The sequence below is a fragment of the Paludibacter jiangxiensis genome (genome assembly GCF_001618385.1).
GTDB classification, from domain to species: Bacteria; Bacteroidota; Bacteroidia; order Bacteroidales; family Paludibacteraceae; genus Microbacter; species Microbacter jiangxiensis.
In genome coordinates, this window is record NZ_BDCR01000004.1 from 479736 (window position 1) to 501725 (window position 21990).

The 21990-nt window shown below is 40.9% G+C and carries 17 protein-coding genes; 4 read left to right on the plus strand and 13 right to left on the minus strand.

Annotation, left to right across the window (positions count from 1 at the left end; genetic code table 11):
• Window positions 1-3: 3 nt before the first annotated feature.
• From bglX to ung, 11 genes are all read right to left on the minus strand, one after another.
• Window positions 4-2292 carry a beta-glucosidase BglX gene (gene bglX, locus PJIAN_RS12125; protein WP_068705409.1) on the minus strand — a complete coding sequence of 763 codons (2289 nt, stop codon included), beginning with the start codon at window positions 2290-2292 and terminating at the stop codon, window positions 4-6.
• A 324-nt stretch (window positions 2293-2616) separates the two neighbouring features.
• Entirely contained in the window at window positions 2617-3192 is a 576-nt protein-coding gene (rbr, locus tag PJIAN_RS12130) for a rubrerythrin (RefSeq protein WP_068705411.1), read from the minus strand.
• A 71-nt stretch (window positions 3193-3263) separates the two neighbouring features.
• Entirely contained in the window at window positions 3264-3806 is a 543-nt protein-coding gene (locus PJIAN_RS12135) for a nitroreductase family protein (RefSeq protein WP_068705413.1), read from the minus strand.
• Window positions 3807-3808: 2 nt separating this feature from the next.
• Entirely contained in the window at window positions 3809-4408 is a 600-nt protein-coding gene (locus PJIAN_RS12140; RefSeq protein ID WP_068705415.1) for a NanQ anomerase/TabA/YiaL family protein, read from the minus strand.
• Window positions 4409-4424: 16 nt separating this feature from the next.
• Window positions 4425-5249, minus strand: a complete 825-nt coding sequence (locus PJIAN_RS12145) for a GNAT family N-acetyltransferase (RefSeq protein ID WP_068705417.1) — start codon at window positions 5247-5249, stop codon at window positions 4425-4427.
• Window positions 5250-5265: 16 nt separating this feature from the next.
• Window positions 5266-6609, minus strand: a complete 1344-nt coding sequence (locus PJIAN_RS12150; protein ID WP_068705419.1) for a UDP-glucose dehydrogenase family protein — start codon at window positions 6607-6609, stop codon at window positions 5266-5268.
• A 33-nt stretch (window positions 6610-6642) separates the two neighbouring features.
• Window positions 6643-7944: a nucleotide sugar dehydrogenase gene (locus tag PJIAN_RS12155; protein WP_068705421.1), complete on the minus strand. Its 1302-nt coding sequence runs from the start codon at window positions 7942-7944 to the stop codon at window positions 6643-6645.
• A 12-nt stretch (window positions 7945-7956) separates the two neighbouring features.
• The gene (locus PJIAN_RS12160) at window positions 7957-10347 is read right to left on the minus strand and encodes a polysaccharide biosynthesis tyrosine autokinase (RefSeq protein ID WP_068705423.1); all 2391 of its coding nucleotides are present in this window, start codon (window positions 10345-10347) and stop codon (window positions 7957-7959) included.
• Window positions 10348-10372: 25 nt separating this feature from the next.
• Complete coding sequence (locus tag PJIAN_RS12165; protein ID WP_068705425.1) at window positions 10373-11131, minus strand: polysaccharide biosynthesis/export family protein; 759 nt, start codon at window positions 11129-11131, stop codon at window positions 10373-10375.
• Between the two features lie 2 nt (window positions 11132-11133).
• Window positions 11134-11928: a polysaccharide biosynthesis/export family protein gene (locus PJIAN_RS12170; RefSeq protein ID WP_172795612.1), complete on the minus strand. Its 795-nt coding sequence runs from the start codon at window positions 11926-11928 to the stop codon at window positions 11134-11136.
• Window positions 11929-12095: 167 nt separating this feature from the next.
• Window positions 12096-12758 (minus strand): uracil-DNA glycosylase, encoded by a 663-nt coding sequence (ung, locus tag PJIAN_RS12175; RefSeq protein ID WP_068706451.1) that lies wholly within the window; start codon window positions 12756-12758, stop codon window positions 12096-12098.
• A 293-nt stretch (window positions 12759-13051) separates the two neighbouring features.
• Between ung and PJIAN_RS12180 the strand changes: the two genes are divergently transcribed.
• Complete coding sequence (locus PJIAN_RS12180; protein WP_153802562.1) at window positions 13052-13540, plus strand: hypothetical protein; 489 nt, start codon at window positions 13052-13054, stop codon at window positions 13538-13540.
• 474 nt (window positions 13541-14014) lie between these two features.
• On the opposite strand, the gene carB is transcribed toward PJIAN_RS12180, so the two are convergent.
• The gene (gene carB / locus PJIAN_RS12185; RefSeq protein ID WP_068705431.1) at window positions 14015-17269 is read right to left on the minus strand and encodes a carbamoyl-phosphate synthase (glutamine-hydrolyzing) large subunit; all 3255 of its coding nucleotides are present in this window, start codon (window positions 17267-17269) and stop codon (window positions 14015-14017) included.
• A gap of 68 nt (window positions 17270-17337) precedes the next feature.
• Complete coding sequence (gene carA, locus PJIAN_RS12190; protein WP_068705433.1) at window positions 17338-18411, minus strand: glutamine-hydrolyzing carbamoyl-phosphate synthase small subunit; 1074 nt, start codon at window positions 18409-18411, stop codon at window positions 17338-17340.
• 255 nt (window positions 18412-18666) lie between these two features.
• Here carA and pta point away from each other — a divergent pair, with 255 nt between their 5' ends.
• The 3 genes from pta (at window position 18667) to PJIAN_RS12205 (ending at window position 21970) form a co-directional block, all read left to right on the plus strand.
• On the plus strand, window positions 18667-19677 hold the full coding sequence (gene pta, locus PJIAN_RS12195) for a phosphate acetyltransferase (RefSeq protein ID WP_068705435.1): 1011 nt from the start codon (window positions 18667-18669) through the stop codon (window positions 19675-19677).
• Window positions 19678-19796: 119 nt separating this feature from the next.
• On the plus strand, window positions 19797-20753 hold the full coding sequence (locus PJIAN_RS12200; RefSeq protein WP_068705437.1) for a 3-hydroxyacyl-CoA dehydrogenase family protein: 957 nt from the start codon (window positions 19797-19799) through the stop codon (window positions 20751-20753).
• A gap of 17 nt (window positions 20754-20770) precedes the next feature.
• The gene (locus PJIAN_RS12205) at window positions 20771-21970 is read left to right on the plus strand and encodes an acetate kinase (protein WP_068705439.1); all 1200 of its coding nucleotides are present in this window, start codon (window positions 20771-20773) and stop codon (window positions 21968-21970) included.
• Window positions 21971-21990 lie beyond the last annotated feature (20 nt).

The window sequence follows — 21990 nt, forward strand, 5'->3', positions numbered from 1 at the left end:
ATTTTACTGTTCAAGGGAGAACATTGTTTTCTTTACATCTCGCGAGTTGCCGCCTACGTACACCTCAAATTCTCCGGGTTCAGTACCAAAAGTCATATCTGCACGATAGAAGGCCAGCATTTGCGGTTTTATGATAAAACTGACGGTTTTGGTTTCTCCTGCTTTCAGGAAGATCTTTTCAAAACCTTTCAGCTCTTTTACCGGCCGTGTAACGCTGCCTGCTAAATCGTGCAAATACATTTGAACTACCTCTGCACCGTCTTTTTTGCCTGTGTTTGTAACCTGACAGCTAACGGTGATGCTGCCATTTGCGTGTAATTTTGATGATGAAAGTACCGGAGTAGAATAGTCGAACGAAGTGTAGCTAAGTCCGTATCCAAACGGATAAAGCGGGGAATTGGGAACGTCCAGGTAAACAGAACGGAATTTCTCAAATTGATCTTCTTCATGTTCCGGTCTGCCAGTAGGTTTATGCGCGTAATAAATAGGTATTTGACCCACATTGCGTGGGAATGTGGCTGTCAGCTTACCACTCGGATTAACATCTCCGAACAAGACATCCGAAATGGCATCGGCGGCCATAGTGCCTCCAAACCATACATTCAGTATGGCCGGAATATTTTCATTCTCCCAACCCAATGTGAGCGGGCGTCCGGTAAACAGCACCAATACAACCGGCTTTCCTGTTTGAGCCAAAGCTCTGAGAAGCTCTTTCTGCGTATCCGGAATAGAAATATCAGACCGGCTTGCACACTCTCCGCTCATTTCGGATGATTCGCCTACAGCTGCCACGATAACATCGGCCTGTGCAGCTACTTTCAGTGCTTCATCCAAAATTTCTTTTGCAGGACGGTTATCGCGATTCGTGGTTTTTCCAAACACGCTGACCCTTTTTTCCATTTCCTCGTCGGCAAAAATATTCGAGCCTTGTGCATACACTATTTTTGCCTTATCGCCTACTGCCGCCTTCATCGTTTCATAAAGTGTTGCCGGCTTGGAAAAATCAGCTGCTACCGACCATGTACCGCACATATTTTCTCTGTTATTGGCCAACGGACCGATTAATGCAATAGTTCCGTTTTTCTTCAAGGGCAATAAATTGTTCTGATTCTTTAGCAAGACAAAGCTTTCTGCTGCTGTTTTGCGGGCAAAATTCAAATTTTCCGGTGTAAAAATCTCCGTTTTAGCACGGTTCTCATTACAATATTTATAGGGATCTTCAAATAGTCCCAGCTTCAGTTTTGCAATCAATACTGATTTACAGGCATCGTCAATCTCTTTTTGTGTAATTTTTCCTTCCCGAAGTGATTGTTTCAATGTTTTCAGAAATCCTTCGCTTACCATATCCATGTTTACTCCGGCTTTCAAAGCCAAAGCCGATACTGTCTGTAAATCGCCCATGCCATGAGCTGTCATTTCGGAAATACCTGTATAATCGGTAACTACAAAACCTTTAAAGCCCCATTGTTTGCGCAACACGTCTGTGAGTAGCCATTTATTGCCTGTCGCAGGAATACCGTCAATTTCGTTGAATGAAACCATTACCGATCCACAACCGGCATCAATAGCTGCTTTATATGGTGGCAAATAATCTTCATACATTCTGCGTTTGCTCATATCCACCGTGTTGTAATCGCGTCCGGCTTCGGCTGCACCATACAACGCGTAATGTTTTACGCAGGCCATAATATTATTGTTATGAGAGAGGTCTCCCTGATACCCCTTCACCATTGCTTTTGCAATCAAAGAGCCGAGATACGGATCTTCTCCGGAACCTTCGGCAATCCGTCCCCAGCGAGGGTCGCGTGCAATATCCACCATTGGAGAAAAAGTCCAGCATATACCATCGGCACTGGCTTCAATGGCAGCAATGCGTGCCGTTTTTTCTATCATCGGCAGGTTCCATGTGGAGGATAATGCGAGAGGAATAGGAAAAGTGGTTTCGTAACCATGTATAACATCCATGCCGAAAATAAGAGGAATATGTAAACGGCTTTGTTCAACGGCTACCTTTTGCATGGCTTTAATCTTCGCAACCGATTTTATATTGAACAATCCGCCAACCAATCCTTGTTTAACTTTACCTCCGATATCGGAATTTTGTGCCTGACCTGTTACAAAATCGCCGGCTCCCGGCAGATTGAGTTGTCCTATCTTTTCCTCCAGCGTCATCAGTTTCATAATTGAATCCGCACGATATTCAATTCGTGATACAGGACGCGCAGGTGTATTTTTAAAAGAGGAAAATAAGACAAACAAGAAAAGTAAAAGAAGAGAAGTAGCTTTTTTCATATAGATGATTTTAGGGTAATTTTTACAAATACAATGCAAAGTTATTGCGTCAAAATTGAGTTGTCAAGTATTTGAACCCGAGATTAATACTACAAGAAATAATACAAAATAAAGGTACCCCTACTTTACCCCCACAAGCAATACAAAATATTACATATACAATTGTATATCAATACTTTAAACAATGCAAATATTTAATATTTCATTGCTTTGTAATCCCCTATATCATGTGTAATAAATGATAAATAAATACAAAAAGCCCCTGATAATATCAATTATCAGGGGCTAAGAAGTAAAATTCTAAATTTTAAACAATGGTAAGCTTTAGTAGTTTTCTTTGATTACTTCAAAATAAGCTTGCGGATGGAGACATGCAGGGCAAATTTCAGGAGGTGTTTTGCCTGTATGAATGTAACCGCAGTTACGGCATTGCCATGTTACTTCATCTGTTTTTTCAAAAACTTCATTAGCTTCAATGTTATGCAAAAAGGCGAGATAGCGTTCCTCATGGCCTTTTTCAGCAATACTAATCATTCGATACATGGCCGCAATCTGAGGAAACCCGTCTTCATCTGCAATTTGGGCAAAGAAAGGATAAAGCTCACTCCATTCTTCATGTTCTCCTCCGGCTGCTTCCTTCAGATTCTCTGCAGTAGTACTGATTACACCGGCAGGATAAGTAGCTGTTATCTCAACCATTCCGCCTTCCAGAAACTTAAACATCCGTTTTGCATGTTCTTTTTCCTGATTAGCCGTTTCTTCAAAAATGGCGGCAATTTGTTCGTATCCCTCTTTCTTTGCCACGCTTGCAAAGTAGGTGTAACGATTACGGGCTTGGGATTCACCTGCGAATGATTTCAGCAGGTTTTGTTCTGTACGTGTTCCTTTAATACTTTTCATAGCCAATCATTATTAATTGAAAATTAAACAATTGAATATAATTTCACCGACATATTTTCATGTCCGTTTTATCAATATACATTATACGAAACAACATCAGTTATAGGCTTCCTCACTTTGTCCCGGTGCGACGATGAAGTATATCCTAACAATATCAACAAGGCAACTCTCCTGGAGGCTGGAATCTTCAGTAATTTCCTTATTTTCTTTTCGTTAAGCCAGCCTACAACACACGATCCCAAACCTTCATCAGTCGCTGCTAAGGTAATGTGACTTGCCAGAATCCCCAAATCCGTATCGGGATAATGTTTGCCCTTAATCAGTCCTCCTATCTTAGATGAAAAGTTGGTGCTTTCTTCTACTATTACCAAATGAATTGGCGCCTGTTTTGTAAAATGATTAAATCCCAACGCTTTGCTGGATGTAGCATCCGCAATTTGATTTTTTAGTTCCGGATCATCAACAACGATTATTTTCCAGGGTTGTCCGTTACATGCAGACGGAGATAACCTTGCCGCCTCTAAGATGCGTTCAAGCTTTTCCTTTTCAACAGGGCGTTCATCATACAATCTGTCGCTCTGTCGCTTTTCTGCCAACTCCAGAAAACTTTGCACGTTTAATCCACTTTAATTTTAAATACAATTTTCCGTACGGACGCTTTATCACCCACTTGCAGGTTCGTAAGATGCACCTGTTGCGGAAAGAAAATAAAGAAATAGCCCGAATTTGCCACATAATACGGTAAAATCGGCAGATTGTAACCGCCCCAGTCTTTCTTTTCGTTGAAAGGAGATACCTCTTTGGCCTCTGATAATTTGCCACATCCCATAAATTCGCATCCGGTTATGACATACTGAAAATCAATATATTTCCGATGCACTTCTAAAACCTGATCGCCAAACTCGTGCGTGGTATATTCCTGAACTTTCACTATAATATTGTCATCCAGATTGATATTACCTAATGGCAACTTCATCAGATCGTTATTTTTAAGGTAATCGAATACCTTTTGCCAACGTTCGGGATGCTTTTTGTAATGATCGTAAAGCAACGCTTTATCTACCGATGGTGCAGGCTGTGCCTTGAATCCGGCTTTCCAGTCCCCTTTATTGAACCATTCCGCAATAACTTTATCTGATACAGTTGTTTTTAATTTTTGAGCATAAACGACTGAGCTTAAAGCCACAATACTTATCAACAATAATATTTTTTTCATTCTTTTTTTGTGCCTCTTAATAATTCAACCTGTAAAATGGTAACGTAAATGTTGGTTCAAATCCAAGCCTGCAAGCCAAGCGATACGAACCTATATTATCTTTCTTACAAGACCAAGCTGGTTCATAATTATTTTCAATACAATAGTTTATCAATGCAGAACAAGCTGCAAAGGCATACCCTTTTCCTTTATGCGGTTGGGCAGTTTCAATTCCGATTTCAAGTGTATCGTCGAAAATAAAAGAAGAAAATGCCGTAGATGCAACCTCATTGTCGGATAACGATGTAAACCCTACCCCATTTTCAAAGAAGTCGTCCCTGTTATTCCAGAAGTTTTCCGGTATTACAGCTCCACGAATGGCATCATAATGCGCAGTATCAGTTCTAACAACTTGTTTATCAACCGTAATCATTGCGCTAATGGCCTCAAATTTTTCTTTATTGAATTTGAAATTCACACGGGTGGTTATTTCAATTTTATCATTAACAGCTCCACGGTTCTCTTCTACCGCAACAAAGCGGTCGCCAAACGTATCCGAAAGGAATGCCTGCCATTTTTTTTCAGGAGCCTGAAGCCATTCAAACGTTTGCCGGTGTTTATCCGTGTTCAACAGGTATGCCACAAGAGCGCTATTGAATTCTATATTATCCACATTTCCAAACAATAACGACATTGAATAAGGATGCAAAATGTAGAACGTTGTAGGATTTTCCGGATTATCCACAAAAACCTTTCCATCTACTTTTTGTTCTATAATAAAACGTGCAAAGAGGTGATTAACCGTTATCTGACGAAGATGCTCTGTAACTTTGTGATAATCTTGTTTCTGTAATAATATCATGCTGACGAGTTTGAAATTAAACGCCTACTCCCATATACGTAAATCCAAGTTCTGACATCTCTTTTTTGTCGTATATGTTACGACCGTCAAGCACTATATGGTTCTTCATCAGTTTTTTTACGATATCCCAATTGGGCATTCTGAATTCTTTCCATTCAGTCACCAGCATAAGAGCATCCGCATCATTGACCGTATCGTAAATATCAGCAGCAAAATAGATTCTTTCTTTCAAAGCAGGATCAATATTACTCCTTTCAATGGCCTTTTGCGCTTCTTCCACGGCGACCGGGTCAAATGCACGAATACTGCATCCGGCATTCAATAGCTTACGGATCAACACCAGCGATGGAGCTTCACGCATATCATCGGTATTAGGCTTGAACGACAAACCCCATAAAGCAACGGTTTTGCCACTTAGAGATCCATTTGGAATAAGGGTATGAAGTTTGGTGTATAATACTTCCTTCTGCAATTCATTCACTTCGTCAACAGATTGCAATACCCGCATCGTATAACCCTCTTTTTCAGCTATTTTTATCAAAGCTCTCACATCTTTCGGAAAACACGAACCCCCATATCCGATTCCGGAATAAAGAAACTTCGTACCAATACGATTGTCTGAACTAATTCCTTTTCGAACCATATTCACGTCCGCTCCCACTCTTTCGCATAGATTGGCTATGTCGTTCATAAAGCTGATACGTGTTGCCAACATGGCATTTGCAGCATACTTAGTCATCTCTGCAGAAGGAATATCCATGAAAATAACCCGGAAATTATTCAGCAAAAACGGGCGATATAACTGGGTCATGAGCTTCTGCGTGCGGTCGGATTCAATACCCACCACTACCCTGTCGGGACTCATAAAGTCGTTTATAGCGTCGCCTTCCTTCAAAAATTCAGGATTAGATGCAACATCAAACGGAATATTAACTCCACGTTTGTCTAACTCTTCCTGTATAATGGTTTTTACCTGATAAGCAGTGCCCACAGGAACCGTACTTTTAGTAACGACACAAACGTATTTGTTCATGTTGCGGCCAATTGTACGCGCCACCTCATAAACATATTGTAAATCAGCACTTCCATCTTTATCCGGTGGTGTTCCAACGGCACTAAAAACAACTTCCACATCATTCAGCACCTCCGGCAGCGATGTAGAAAACTGTAATCGTCCCGCCTTGATATTCCGGATAACCATTTCATCCAGCCCCGGCTCATATATCGGAATAATCCCTTGTTTGAGATTCTCAATCTTCTGTATATCAATATCCACACAGGTCACTTCGACACCCATTTCGGCAAAACAGGCGCCCGAAACCAACCCAACATACCCGGTTCCTACAATTGCTATTTGCATGTTATATCCTTATATTGTTACAAATTGCGTTTATTACAAACGAGCATCCACTAAGCTCCTGTCCACAAAACCTTTGACGTCGTAAATAACAGCTCCTGAGTCTTTGTATTTTTTATAATCAATATCCTTGAATTCGCGATGTTCCACGGCAACTACAATTGCTTCGTAAGGAATTGACGGATCTAACTCTGACAACAAATCCAGGTCGTATTCACGTTTTACTTCCTGCGCGTTTGCCCATGGATCGTAAACATCAACGATTAATCCGAACTCTTTTAGTTCTTTATAAATATCAATAACTTTGGTATTTCTAACATCAGGGCAATTTTCCTTAAAAGTAAAACCAAGAATCAATGCTCGTGAATGCTTAATCTTATGATCTTTCTGAATCATCAGTTTGAGCACTTTGTTGGCAATAAACGTAGCTATGCTATTGTTCACCCGGCGGCCTGACAATATGACCTGAGGATCGTAGCCGAGTGCTTTTGATTTATGCGCAAGGTAATACGGATCAACTCCAATGCAATGGCCACCTACCAGTCCCGGTTTGTATTTCAGAAAGTTCCATTTTGTGCCTGCCGCTTCAATCACGTCGGCAGTATCAATGCCAACACGGTCAAAAATCAAAGCCAATTCATTCACAAACGAGATATTTACGTCACGTTGTGCATTTTCTATTGCCTTTGCAGCTTCTGCCACTTTCAGATTAGGAGCTTTATGAGTTCCGGCTTCAATAATGGAACCGTAAAGTGCGTCAACAAAGTCAGCCACTTCGGGAGTAGAGCCTGAGGTTATCTTTCTTATCTTTGTCAGCGTATTCACTTTATCTCCCGGATTAATTCTTTCAGGAGAATAACCGCAAAAGAAATCAATATTGAATTTTAGCCCCGATTGTTTTTCTAATACCGGCACACAGTCTTCTTCTGTGCATCCGGGATATACCGTTGATTCATAAATAACCACATCGCCTTTTTTCAGGACATTTCCCACCGTGCCGCTGGCTTTGATCAATGGCGTTAAGTCCGGATTATTAAATGCATCGATCGGAGTCGGAACTGTCACTATGAATACGTTAGCACCGCTGAGATCTTTAATATTAGAACTGAAAGATAATCCGATGGCGCTTCCTGTTCTTTTCAATTCGGATGCTTGTTTCAAATCGTCAATATTGGCTTCCCGGGTATGATCTTCGCATCTGCTAAGTTCGTCAACCCGGCTGGTATTGATGTCAAATCCAATAACATCGTATTTTTTGCCAAATTCAATTGCCAATGGCAACCCCACATATCCCAGGCCAATAACAGCAATATGCGTTTTCTCCAAGTTTAATTCCATTTTAATTCCTTATTATTCTTCTTCGTAATAGTCTTTTATATAATCTTTTGTCACCGGATTATTACCATAAGTACCATATCCGTAACGCTGGTAACTATAGTTGTATCCGTAACCTCCGGTGTTGGCGTCAATGTCATTTAGCACCACTCCGACATGTTGCATTCTATCCGTTTTTAACTGATTAATAACCGACTTGAAGAATTTCTTGTTTGTTTTTCTGCTTCTGGTAATATAAATCACACAATCTGAAATGGGTGCCAACGGATATGCATCCGAAACAATCCCGACAGGACTGGTATCGATAATCACGTAATGGTAGCGCATTTTCAATTCGTTAATCAATTCAAGCAGTTTAGGTGAACGTATCATTTCTCCCGGATTCGGAGGAATCGTACCGGCCAGCAACAAATCGAAATTGATTTCCGGTGATTTCTTTATAATAGCGTCGTCTAATGATACCTGCCCCAGCATACAATTCGTAATACCAGTCTCATTCTCAAGAGACAAGCGCTTCGATACGGACGGTTTACGTAAGTCCATATCAACCAAAATGGTAGGCTCTCCCGTCATGGCACACATGCTGGCGTAATTAAGACAAAAATGAGTTTTACCATCACCTGATTCGGTTGAAGTAACAATTACACATGAAGCATCCATTTGTCTTGAAACGAACTTAATTCTGGTTCGAACCATTCGATAAGCTTCTGCAATGGCCGATTTGGGTCTTTTAAGCACCGTGATAGTAGCATCATCATGAGTAGCATGTGGCAAACTGCCAATATAAGGGAATGGAGAAAGCTTTTCAATGTCCCGCTTATCCATTACCTTCGTCTTCAGATATTCCTTCAGAATGATAATCAATAACGGAATGATCAGCCCCAAAGCTAAAGCCATCATCATGCTTTTCTTTTTGTCCCCGCCATTGGTGATAGATATCATTCTGGCACGTTCCAGTATGGTATTATCGGGAACATTCGAAGCACGTTGAATCTGAGCTTCGGCACGTTTTTGAAGTAAATACGTGTAATATGTATCGTTCATCTTGAACTGACGCTCAAAGCTATTCATCTGCGTTTCGATGTCAGGCAAAGTCGCAAGTTGCCCTGATGCTTTACGCGACTGTGTATCAATATCTTTCTTCTCTATAGAAAAAGCCGCACGTACATTGCGCAATGCATCCGTGAGAGAACCTTTCAGCTTATTTAGTTCCTCCTGATATTTGGCGTAAAAAGGATTTTGAGGTGTGGTTTGCAGCAATTTCCGAATCGTTTCATTATATTGAGTCAGTAAACCTGTAAGCACCGGATCCACTATACCAAGACTTGAAGGCGTTAACAGCTCCTGATTATTGACATTCTTCTTTATGTAGTCTGCCAGATAGTTTAAGTACGACTCTTTCAGGTTATATTGTAACCGTTTTTCATCATACGATGTCAGATGGCCTAAAATAGTAGAACCGTATGCATTCAGATCCAGAATCTGATTGGCTTTTCTGAAATGCTGCAAATGGCTCTCCGAAGTTCTCAACGAATCTGATATATCGCTTAATTGTTTATCAATAAATGAGATAGTTCGGTTTGCTTCTTCATTTTTACGATTCAGGTTATCCAGCAAAAATTCGTCACACAAAGCATTCAGAAAATCGATATCGCGCTGATACACCGTACCCACAAGAGATACAGCCAAAACCGTAGAATTCTGGGTAACAAAACTTAAGGAAATGCGTGGGGTGAAATAATCAATCAGATAGGCATTGGAAAGAAACGCAAAATTGATTTTCTTCCGAGGTTCAAAATTATCCGTTTTGTTGACAACAACAGAAAAATAAGGAGTATTCAAAAGCGAGCCGTATCGTCCGGTATAGCGCAGTTCATCAAGTTGTTTGTCTTTTTGATGAGCTATCTCGTAAGTCACGCCGTCAATATCCCTGAAGTCAAATTCCAGCCCGGATACAGCGTCCGATATATTATCTCCTTTTATTTCAATCGGAGCATATCCGTACAGGTTGCTTACCTTGAAATGCCCGGTTGTATAGTAATCAACATTCGCGTTTATTTTATTAATCGCCCGTTCAACCAAATCATTAGACGTAAACATAATCATTTGGTTATCATTGTTTTTATACGCCATATTTAGATTAACACCCTGCATCACCATTTGTTGTGACGCTGATGCCTGACCTCCCCCTAAAATCACACGAGCACTCACCTGATAAGATGGTTTCCATGTTCGGTTTGCAATAAAAGAAATACTCAAACTTATGGCTAACGCAATGACAAACAAATACCAATGACGCAGAATCTTAAACAACCACTCAATGATGTCGAACCCGGATTCGTCTTCTTCCATATCACTGTTAGAAAGTGGATAGTTTTGATATTGATTATTGTTATTCGTTTCCATAAATGAAAAAATTAAACGTACGCACTTATTTAATGGTATTCAGTACCAAAACCAGAAAAGTAACAGATGTTGTTACTAACGACATTAAAGAACTAAACGACTCTATGCGGAAGAAACTTCCCGGGGCTGTACTCACATAGATTATATCATTCGGATACACATAGTAATACTCTGAATCCAGTAACGATTTTGAACGTATATCAAATTGCTTTACCACAGGACCTTTCGCTGTTTCACGAATAACCTTAATCTTGCCCCTGTCTCCGTTTGTACGTATATCTCCAGCCAAGGCAAGCGCCTGAAATATAGTTAGCTTATCTTTATAAATCGGAAATTGTCCCTTGCCGGCTTCTCCAATAATATAAAACACATCGTTATTCAGAGCAATAACAACAGACGCATTCTTGTCAAACTCCTTTATTTTCTTTTCTATCACCTGATTTGCTGCTTCCAACGTTAATCCTCCGATTTTCAAATGAGAAATAAAAGGCAAATCCACTGTGCTGTCGGCATAAATTTTGTACGACATTCCGTTTCCCGATTGTCCTGACGATGCGGACGACGAAGGAAATAAGCGGTTTATATCTTCATTTATTGAAAGTACCCGGACTGCAATCTGGTCGTTCGGTTTCAAGACATACCATTGGTACTCTTTTTTACTGTATTGAGGAAGGTTTTTGCGTGTTTGAAGATATTGTGTGGTGTAGTTTGTTACACACGAAGCAAGGCTAAACAAAAGCAAAGCTGCAATCGACCAAATAGCAATTTGTTTTATTCTTTCCATGCTTAAAAATATTTAGAAATACTTATACCCAACAACAGCAGAGAGATTGTCGTAGAGACGGTTCCTAGCAATGATGACCAGGATGTTACACCGAAAAAGTGAGATGGAAGTTTTTGCACGTAAATCACATCATTTGGCTGGATATAGTAAAAATCCGTGTGCATAATATCCTTGCTCCTTACGTCAAAAGTTTTTACTACAGTTCCAAATTGTGTCTGGCGCAATATTTTTATTTGCTTCCTGTTGGCCAATGAATTTAAATCGCCGGATATCGCCAGAGCTTCAAAGATATTCAGTTTTTCTTTTATGAGAGGATAACGCCCGTTGCCGCCTTCGCCAATAACGCTAAAGAAAGCATTGGCAAGGTTAACCCTTACGTAACAGTTGCCGAATTGGTTCTTTGTCCGGCTTTCTAATTCGTCTTTAACGTCCCGCAAGGTTTTGTCCATGGCTTTCACCTTCCCCACATAAGGAAATAGAAGTTCGCCATTTTCATCGACTCGATAAGTAAATAAATCACTGGCTGATCCACCGCCTGAGGCACCATCCATGTTTTCGCTGCCCTGAAAAAGTTTGTTGGTTTCTTCGTTGAGAGAATGAACTACAATACTCAGACGGTCGCCCGGCTGCAACTTATAATCTTCAAAACACACAGAATCTTTATACCTGATAACATCCGGATTCGGCTGCTGTAAATAATTAACGTCTTTGTAAGTAATACAAGACACCAAAAGCCAACTGCCGGTAACAACAGCAATCAATGCCAACAAAATCCGTTTGAATATAGGTTTTGACAAGTACATCAGCAATTTGGAAATGATAAATATTTGCGGTATTAATGGGCAAATTTAAGAAATAAAACGTAAAAATAATACGATTCATGCCCAAAGCAAGAACTTTGCAACAGAAAAAACAGAGATTAGCCGAAGGTCAGGCTTTTCAATGTGGAAAATGGCTTCGGAGATTACCAATTAATGGGTTCTAACCCATTCTCTGCCAGATATGAATTCGCCTTACTGAAATGACCGTTCCCGAAAAAGCCCCGATAAGCTGACAAGGGAGATGGATGCGGAGACTGAAGTACAAGGTGACGTTTACGGTCTATAAATTCACCTTTGCGTTGCGCGTAAGAACCCCATAGCAAGAACACCAAATGTTCTTTTTCTTCATTCAAAACGCGTATGGCTGCATCTGTAAATTGTTCCCAGCCTTTATTCTGATGAGATCCTGCCTGATGCGCTTTCACCGTCAACGTTGCATTCAGCAATAAAACACCTTGTTTAGCCCAACGTTCCAGATTGCCGCTTTGAGGTATTTCTACGTGCAAATCGTCGTTGATTTCTTTGAATATGTTCACCAGAGATGGAGGAAAGTCAATGCCTTCGGGAACTGAGAAACAAAGGCCATGCGCCTGTCCGGGACCATGGTATGGATCCTGCCCTATTATAACCACTTTTACGTTATCGAATGGACATAAATCAAACGCGTTGAAGATAAGTTTTGCCGGAGGATAAACACGTCCGCTGGTGTATTCATTCTTTACAAAATGAGTCAACTCTCCGAAATAAGGTTTATCAAATTCTGGTGCAAGTTTTTGCTTCCAACTATCTTCAATGCGCACTTCCATTATTCTACTGCTTTTTAGGTTTAACCGGTTGTTTCTGCCGATTCTATTGCAAAGTTCGCAAAGTTTTCCAAAACCCCAAACCAAACAAAAGAACAAACAAAGTCAAAGGAAGGCCACCTACCGGCTTTTGTACCACACAAGAAATTTTATTACATTTGACAGTCTTGAAAAACAGGCACTTCCCTTATTGCAACAAACAAACGGAAGGAGCCTATTCAGCCGGAACAAGAGGGAATTTTTTAAAATGGTATTATAACTCAGGGGAAAAGAAATAATCTATAACGAAATAACGTATGAAAAAATTAAATATTCATATTGCCTGTATGTTTTTTATATTGATATTAATAACAAGTTGCAACTTCAAAGGAAATACCTACACGAAAGAAAAAATAATAAAGGATACATTAATTTCTGAAGATTTCGATTTGTTTTCAAAACACTTTTACTCTGACAGCGTTTTTCAAATGAGTCGTATAGAATTCCCGCTAAAAGGGCTTTATAATGAACCTGTCGAAACTACGATATTAAGTCAGATAGGAGATACCATTTTATACGTTTGGGAAAGAAAAAAATGGAAGATCCTCAAAACAAGCTTTACTAACAATAAAGACACTTCAATAAAAGATTGCTATGGAACAAAATATATTAGAAGAATTAAGAAAAACAGCACTGAAGTAATTGATTCTGTTTATATTGAAGATTCAGGGTTCATAACAGTGCAAAAGTTTAAAATAAAGAATAAAAAGTGGTACTTAACTTATTATGAAATATACAACAACTAAGAAATTAACGATGACACCTTTTTGGCGCAAGAATGCAGAGACAGCAGATTCTCGTTCAAGCTTAACAACGTGTAGCTTGGACGCAAAACAGAAGCAGTTTGTAACTGGTTAGAAGAAAAGTAAAAGAGCAGACTCACGGGTCAGCTATTTTGCTTGAATGAAAAGTTCATTTATACGATCGTTTAAGTGAACTTTTTTTGATGTGCCATTTTACAGGGTTTGAGCTGGCAGAAACACGGTTTTTTACAAAGTTCATCTTTTAGATGGTTTTTGTGAACTTTTTGCGGGCAAAATAAAAGCCCCGGATTCTTCGTAGCGTGTAAAGCATATCGAGGCTCCTACTTACAGAGAGCAGCAGGCTTGAATTATGTCGTGCGACTTGGAAGTCGCATCCCCCAATAGTAAAAACAAACAAAAACGGTGCAAAATTCAGATGAACTTTGCACCGTTTAGTATTTATTTCAATCGTGACAATTATTTATACCCGGCCCAATCACGAATATCGATATCGTCTGCCGTGATTTTACAGAATGCCTTGATAAAGGCGCTTGCCAAACGGGCATTGGTAATCAATGGAATGTTGAAGTCGATTGCTCCACGGCGAATTTTATAGCCATTTGATAGTTCACGCTTTGTCAAATTCTTCGGAATGTTAATGACCAGATCGAATTTTTTATCGGCAATCATTTGCATTACGTTGTGTTCGCCGTCTTCATCCGGCCAGTTCACATCAATTGCATCTACTCCATTTTGTTGCAGGAATTGCTGCGTTCCATGGGTTGCATAAATGGTGTAACCATTCTTCGATAACAAAAGGCATGCATCCAGCATGGCTACTTTCGATTTCGATTCACCGGAAGATACCATAACAGTTTTCTCCGGAATACGATAGCCTACAGAAAGCATTGCTGTAAGTAAAGCATCGTCAAACTGGTGACCGATACACCCTACTTCACCGGTCGAAGCCATGTCAACACCAAGTACCGGGTCGGCCTTTTGCAGACGGGTGAACGAGAACTGAGAAGCTTTAATACCCACGTAGTCGAGATCAAATGCCGATTTTTCGGGTTTTGCTGGGTTCAAACCTAACATTACCTGAGTAGCCAAATCAATAAAATTGATTTTCAATACTTTAGATACAAACGGGAAGCTTCTTGATGCGCGAAGATTGCATTCAATGACCTTAATGTCGTTATCCTTCGCAAGGAATTGAATATTGAATGGACCTGAAATATTAAGTGATTTTGCAATCTGACGGGCAATCTGTTTGATGCGGCGAACCGTTTCCACATAGATCTTTTGCGGAGGGAACTGAATGGTAGCATCACCGGAGTGAACACCGGCAAATTCGACGTGCTCCGAAATTGCATAGATCACAATATCACCGTTATTGGCTACTGCGTCAATTTCGATTTCCTTGGCATTTTCGATAAATTCTGAAACAACCACAGGATGTTCCTGTGACACTTCGGTTGCCAATTCGAGGAACTCTTCAAGCTCTTCCTGATTGGAGCAGACGTTCATTGCGGCACCCGAAAGAACGTAAGAAGGACGAACCAATACTGGGAAGCCGACGTTCTTTACAAACTCTGTAATGTCATTCAAAGAACGAAGTTCCTGCCAACGCGGCTGATCAATTTTCAGATCATCCAGCATGCTGGAGAACTTATGACGGTCTTCTGCATTATCAATTGATGGCGCTTTGGTACCAAGGATATTCACACCTGAATCCGACATACGAACAGCCAGGTTATTTGGAATCTGACCACCCACAGAAACGATGGTTCCCATTGGGTTTTCGAGTTCCAGAATGTCCATCACACGTTCGTAGGTCAACTCATCGAAGTAGAGACGGTCGCACATATCGTAGTCGGTCGAAACAGTTTCCGGATTGTAGTTAATCATAACCGAACGGAGACCCTGTTTGCGAATAGTATTCAATGCGTTTACGCTACACCAGTCGAACTCAACAGAACTACCGATGCGATAAGCACCAGAGCCTAACACCACTACCGAACGGTGGTCGCCAAGATATTTCACATCGTTAGCCGATCCGTTGTAGGTGATATACAGGTAATTGGTTTGTGCCGGATATTCTGCGGCAAGGGTATCGATCTGTTTTACAACCGGCAAAATACCGCGACGTTTACGTTCAGCACGAACTTCATCGCCGATACGAGCCTTATTTTCGTGAATATCGAACATCAGGCGGGCAATCTGAAAATCAGAGAAACCCATCTGTTTAGCACGCAACAAGAGGTCATCCGACAAATCGTTGAACGATTCCGTCAGTTTCAGATCTTTGGCAACATCAACGATATTTTGAAGTTTCTGGAGGAACCAGTTGTCAATCTTTGTGAGATTATGAATCTGTTCGATGGTGTATCCGCTCTGAAGCGCCTGCGACAGGTAAAAAATACGACGGTCGGTAGGTTCTGAGAGCGCTTTGTTCATATCAGAGATCGACAACGTTTTGTTCGCAACAAAACCGTGCATTCCCTGCTGAATCATACGTAAACCTTTCTGAAGGGCTTCTTCGAAGGTACGACCAATAGCCATCACCTCCCCCACACTCTTCATGCTACTACCGATTTCACGAGAAACACCGTGAAACTTTGCTAAGTCCCAACGGGGAATCTTACAAACCACGTAGTCCAAAGCGGGTTCAAAAAACGCAGTAGTAGTTTTTGTAACCGAGTTTTTCAGTTCAAACAAGCCATAGCCCAAAGCCAGTTTAGCAGCAACAAATGCAAGAGGATAACCGGTTGCTTTTGATGCAAGTGCAGAAGAACGGCTCAAACGGGCGTTTACTTCGATTACGCGATAGTCTTCCGAATCAGGGTCGAATGCATACTGAACGTTACATTCACCTACGATTCCGATATGGCGAACAATGCGAATGGCAATTTCACGAAGTTTGTGATATTCGCTGTTGGTAAGTGTTTGTGATGGAGCAACTACAATACTCTCTCCGGTGTGAATTCCCAGTGGGTCGAAGTTTTCCATGTTACAAACCGTGATACAGTTATCGTAACGGTCGCGAACCACTTCGTATTCGATTTCTTTCCAGCCTTTCAGTGATTTCTCAACCAAAAGCTGCGAAGAATAGTTGAATGCCTTTTCGGCGAGCGCTTCGAGTTCCTGTTCGTTGTTACAGAAACCACTACCCAAACCGCCCAAAGCGTAAGCTGCACGGACGATAATAGGATAACCCAGATCCTTTGCAGCAGTTTTGGCATCTGCCATATTTTCTACTGCAAAACTTTTGATGGTTTTTACATCAATCTGATCAAGCTTCTTTACGAACAGTTCGCGGTCTTCTGTATCAATAATTGCCTGAACCGGAGTTCCCAGCACGCGCAGATTATATTTTTCAAGAATGCCCGATTCGAAAAGCTTTACTCCGCAGTTCAAAGCAGTCTGGCCGCCGAAAGCGAGTAAAAGACCATCCGGTTGTTCTTTTTTGATTACCTTTTCAACAAAGAACGGGGTGATTGGAAGGAAATAGATTTTATCGGCCACACCTTCAGAAGTCTGAACGGTAGCAATATTCGGATTGATGAGCACCGTTTCAATTCCCTCTTCTTTCAACGCTTTCAACGCCTGAGAGCCGGAATAATCGAATTCGCCCGCCTCTCCGATCTTCAAAGCTCCGGATCCGAGAATTAAAACCTTTTTAATGGACAATCGGGTATTGTCTGTGGACAAGAAGTCGTCTTTTATATTCATTGTTTCTTAATTCGTTTTGACTTTTTGCTATAAAACACACATTTTCAATAGTCTGCAATTAATTGCACTTAGTCAATTAATTTGAGGAACTCATCAAATAAAAATTCGGTATCGGTTGGACCGCTGGATGCTTCAGGATGAAACTGTGCTGAGAAATACGGCTTCGTTTTATGGCGAATACCTTCGTTTGTTCCATCATTCAAATTGATGAATAAAGGTTCCCAGTCGCTACCCAGCGTATTATTATCAACAGCGTAACCATGGTTTTGCGAAGTTACAAAGCAACGGTTAGTGCCTGCCATACGCACCGGTTGGTTATGACTGCGGTGACCGTATTTCAACTTGTATGTTTTTGCACCACCTGCAATTGAAAGCAATTGGTTACCCATACAAATACCGAAGATAGGTTTGCCGGTTGTCATCGCCTTGCGGATATTCTCCACAGTTACGTTGCAATAGGCAGGATTACCGGGGCCATTTGAGATAAACAATCCGTCATATTCCAGAGTATTGAAATCATAATCCCATGGAACACGAATCAGAGTAACGTCACGTTTCAGGAAACAGCGCAGAATGTTGTGTTTTACACCACAGTCGACCAACACAACTTTTTTCTTGCCGTTGCCGTATGTAATTACCTCTTTACAGCTTACTTTTGCAACATGGTTTTCGCTGTCAGTGTCAACAAATTCCACATCTTCCTTGTCGGGAAAAATAAGTTTTCCTTTCATGGCACCATACTCGCGAATGATTTTAGTCAATTCGCGGGTATCAACGCCATAGATTGCCGGAATTTTGTTCTCTTTCAGCCAGTCGCTAAGGCTTTTTTGTGCGTTCCAGTGGCTGTATTGAAACGAATAATCGGAAATAATCAAGCCACTGACATGAATTATTTCCGATTCGTAAAATGTTGATAAGCCGTTTTCTGTAATGCCCTGCGGGACTCCGTAATTACCAACTAGCGGATAAGTGACAGTAAGAATCTGTCCCGAATACGAAGGATCGGTTAAGCTTTCAGGATAGCCAACCATTGCCGTACTAAAGACGACTTCGCCGGCTCTTGGCTCTTCGTACCCGAAAGACTTACCGTAAAAAGTGGTGCCATTTTCGAGCACCAAATGCATCGGTTTGTTATGTTCCATTATTAAAGCGTAGAGATAGAATAAATATGGTATCTTTTCGACCTGCAAAGGTACAAAAAAACTACCTAACGATAAAGAAATCCGCAGTAATAATAATAAAAAATAAGGTTTTTGATATTTTGCAATGTCAATTTGATATTTTTGATACAAAATTGCAATGTGGACTTTGCAACCCGAAAGATTAATTGTACTTTTGTATCAATACATTTTTGCAACATTTATACATATAAATATCTAATATTAAAATAAATAGTCATGAAATTGTTGGAAGAAATCATGAAACGGGCTCAGGAAAATGTTCAGCACATTGTGTTGCCCGAAGGAACCGAGGAACGTACTCTACAGGCTGCAGATGTAATCCTGGAGAAAAAAGCAGCCAATATCACCCTGATCGGTAATCCGGACGAAATCCACAGTTTAAGCGCTAAATTTCAATTAAAAAATATTGATAAAGCGACCATCCTCAATCCTGAAAACTATTCACAATACGAAGAATACACCAATCTGCTGTTTGAATTAAGAAAAGCTAAGGGCCTTACTATGGAACAAGCACAGAAGCTGGCAAAAGATCCTTTATATATAGGAACGCTGATGATTAAAAACGGCGATGCTGACGGTGAAGTTGCCGGTGCAAGAAACACTACCGGAAATGTGTTGCGCCCTGCTCTTCAAATTGTAAAAACAAAACCCGGCACATCAGTTGTTTCAGGTGCTTTACTGTTGTTTTCCGATAGTCCTTACGGCGAAAACGGATTGGTATTAATGGCTGACCTGGCTGTTACCCCGAACCCAACCGCACAAGAACTTGCTGAAATTGCCGTGAACTCAGGACAAACAGCCCGTACAATCGGAGGCTTTGAACCAAAGATTGCAATGCTCAGCTTTTCGACAAAAGGAAGTGCCAAACACGAATTAGTCGACAAGGTTGTAGAAGCAACACGTATTGCTCAGGAAATGGCTCCCGATTTACAAATTGATGGCGAGCTTCAGGCAGATGCTGCTTTGGTACCTTCTGTAGGCGAAAGTAAAGCTCCCGGAAGTGAGGTTGCGGGCCATGCCAACGTTCTTGTATTCCCCGACCTGCAAGCAGGTAATATTGGTTACAAACTTGTTCAACGTTTGGGTAACGCTGTTGCTATCGGACCGATCCTTCAGGGGATGGGAGCTCCTATCAACGATTTATCGCGCGGTTGCTGTGTGAATGACATCGTACAAATGATTGCCATTACCGCAAATCAGGCCATCGGAGTAAAACAGGCAAAATAAAGATTGATGCAAAATTGAGAAAGTATTTCAAAATTCCATTATTCTATAAATGAGACAAATGGAGTTCAGAACAATATTTTCTTTGTACCTCGTAAATGAATAAATTGTAAATATATATTATGTCACAATTACCTAACGAACCCATCGAAAATTACGGACTAAGCCACAAAGACCGCAAACGCACTCTGTTTTCAAGAATTGGCGTAGTTGGCTGTGGAAAAGATGGCAGCATCATAGCTACCATAGCTGCCAGCCGTGGCATGGAAGTTGTTTTTCTGGAACCAACAGAAGAAGGCATCAGCAATGCATATTCCAGAATTGAAAAGAAATTGGATGCCCGGGTAATGAATTGGGGACTTACAAATTCAGAAAAGAAAGCCATTCTTTCGCGTATCAGAGGAACCGTAAATTATTCTGATTTTGTAGGATGTGATTTCGTGATTGAAACAATTCGTTACGACGATAATACCGGCATCAGAAGCATTGACCGCCGTAAAGAAGTGTTCAAAAAGCTGGAAGGAGTTCTCAATCCCGAAGCTATTATCGCTTCCAATGTTTCTACTATTGTTGTAACTGAATTGTCTAACGAACTGGAACATCCGGAACGCTGCGTAGGAGTACACTTCCTTACCAACGTCCCCGACTCGCATGTTCTGGAAATCGTGAGAGGTTTATATACGTCAGAAAACACTTTTGAAAAAGTATGCCGTTTTGCCGAACTGATTAATTACGATTTTATTTCAGTATCCGAATCGGTAGGATTGGTTAGTCTCCGTATGTTTCTGATAATGCTCAACGAAGCATGCTCTATTGTGATGGAAGGTATTTCTACTGTTGCCGATGTTGACAAAGTGCTTACCGTCGGTTTTGGTCACCGTCAGGGTGTTTTCCGTACTGCCGATCAATTGGGAATTGAAAAAATTGTGCCGTTGATGGAAAATCTTTTCAACGAATACGGTAACATTAAATACAAGGCATCTCCGCTTTTACTTCGCTTGTATCGTGCTAAACATTATGGCATTCGTAATGCAAAAGGTTTTTATCAGTATGATGAAAACGGAAAAATCATCCAATAATCATTAAAATCAAAGACATGAAGATTTTAGTACTGAATTGCGGAAGTTCTTCCGTTAAATATAAACTGTTCGACATGGAATCTAAAACCATTCTCGGACAAGGTGGCGTTGAAAAACTGGGAATGCAGGGATCTTTCCTGAAACATACCCGTCCTGATGGGCAAAAAGTTACACTTGAAGGTGAAATACTTACTCACTCTATCGCTGTAGAATATATTCTGGGCGTTTTATTGAGTGAAAAACATGGAGCCATCAAGTCTCTTGATGAAATTGATGCCGTTGGACACCGTTTGGTGCATGGTGGGGAAACGTTTAATAAAAGCGTACTCATCAACGACGAAGTAATTTCAAAAATTGAAGAATGCATAGAGATTGCCCCACTCCACAACCCACCCAACCTGGCCGGTATTAACGCTATTCGCGAATTATTGCCCAATGTTCCTCAGGTAGGCGTTTTTGACACGGCATTTCACCAGACTATGCCTTCGTATGCATACATGTACGGTATTCCCTACTCGCTCTACAAAAAATACGGAATCCGTCGTTACGGCTTTCATGGAACAAGCCACCGCTATGTTTCGAAGCGTGCCTGCGAACTACTTGGTCTCGACGTAAACAATTCGAAACTGATTACTTGCCATATTGGTAATGGCGGTTCAATTACTGCCATCAAAAATGGAGAATCAGTAGATACGTCAATGGGCTTTACTCCGGTAGAAGGCCTGCTTATGGGAACCCGTTGCGGAGATATTGATCTAGGAGTGGTTACTTTCCTTATGGACAAAGAAATGCTGGGCACTGATTCGGCATCTACCCTATTCAACAAACACAGCGGCTTACTGGGCATCTCCGGGGTGTCTTCTGATATGCGCGATGTAAATCAAGCCGTTAAGGATGGTAATGAACATGCCAAACTGGCACTGGACATGTACCACTATCGCATCAAAAAATATATCGGAGCTTACATGGCTGCTTTAGGTGGTGCCGATGCCATCGTATTTACGGGAGGTGTAGGTGAAAATGGAGACAACTCCAGACTTCAGGCATGTGCCGGCCTCGAATTTTTGGGCATCAAAATTGACCCAGCAGTGAATGCTACCGTTCATGGAGAAGAACACATTATCAGCACGCCTGATTCAGCAGTAAAAGTAATTGTGGTTCCAACAGATGAAGAATTTATGATTGCTTCTGATACGATGGAAATAGCAGGAAAATAAGGCCTCAAGCCATTTCTGAT

Coding starts and splice junctions, on each gene's coding strand:
- PJIAN_RS12155 (WP_068705421.1), bottom strand. CDS start 7,944: ATGGAATTAAACTTGGAGAAAACGCATATTGCTGTTATTGGCCTGGGA.
- carB (WP_068705431.1), bottom strand. CDS start 17,269: ATGAATATAAAAGACGACTTCTTGTCCACAGACAATACCCGATTGTCC.
- PJIAN_RS12200 (WP_068705437.1), top strand. CDS start 19,797: ATGTCACAATTACCTAACGAACCCATCGAAAATTACGGACTAAGCCAC.
- bglX (WP_068705409.1), bottom strand. CDS start 2,292: ATGAAAAAAGCTACTTCTCTTCTTTTACTTTTCTTGTTTGTCTTATTT.
- PJIAN_RS12205 (WP_068705439.1), top strand. CDS start 20,771: ATGAAGATTTTAGTACTGAATTGCGGAAGTTCTTCCGTTAAATATAAA.
- PJIAN_RS12140 (WP_068705415.1), bottom strand. CDS start 4,408: ATGAAAAAAATATTATTGTTGATAAGTATTGTGGCTTTAAGCTCAGTC.
- PJIAN_RS12150 (WP_068705419.1), bottom strand. CDS start 6,609: ATGCAAATAGCAATTGTAGGAACCGGGTATGTTGGGTTGGTTTCGGGC.
- ung (WP_068706451.1), bottom strand. CDS start 12,758: ATGGAAGTGCGCATTGAAGATAGTTGGAAGCAAAAACTTGCACCAGAA.
- rbr (WP_068705411.1), bottom strand. CDS start 3,192: ATGAAAAGTATTAAAGGAACACGTACAGAACAAAACCTGCTGAAATCA.
- PJIAN_RS12160 (WP_068705423.1), bottom strand. CDS start 10,347: ATGGAAACGAATAACAATAATCAATATCAAAACTATCCACTTTCTAAC.
- PJIAN_RS12145 (WP_068705417.1), bottom strand. CDS start 5,249: ATGATATTATTACAGAAACAAGATTATCACAAAGTTACAGAGCATCTT.
- carA (WP_068705433.1), bottom strand. CDS start 18,411: ATGGAACATAACAAACCGATGCATTTGGTGCTCGAAAATGGCACCACT.
- pta (WP_068705435.1), top strand. CDS start 18,667: ATGAAATTGTTGGAAGAAATCATGAAACGGGCTCAGGAAAATGTTCAG.
- PJIAN_RS12165 (WP_068705425.1), bottom strand. CDS start 11,131: ATGGAAAGAATAAAACAAATTGCTATTTGGTCGATTGCAGCTTTGCTT.
- PJIAN_RS12180 (WP_153802562.1), top strand. CDS start 13,052: ATGAAAAAATTAAATATTCATATTGCCTGTATGTTTTTTATATTGATA.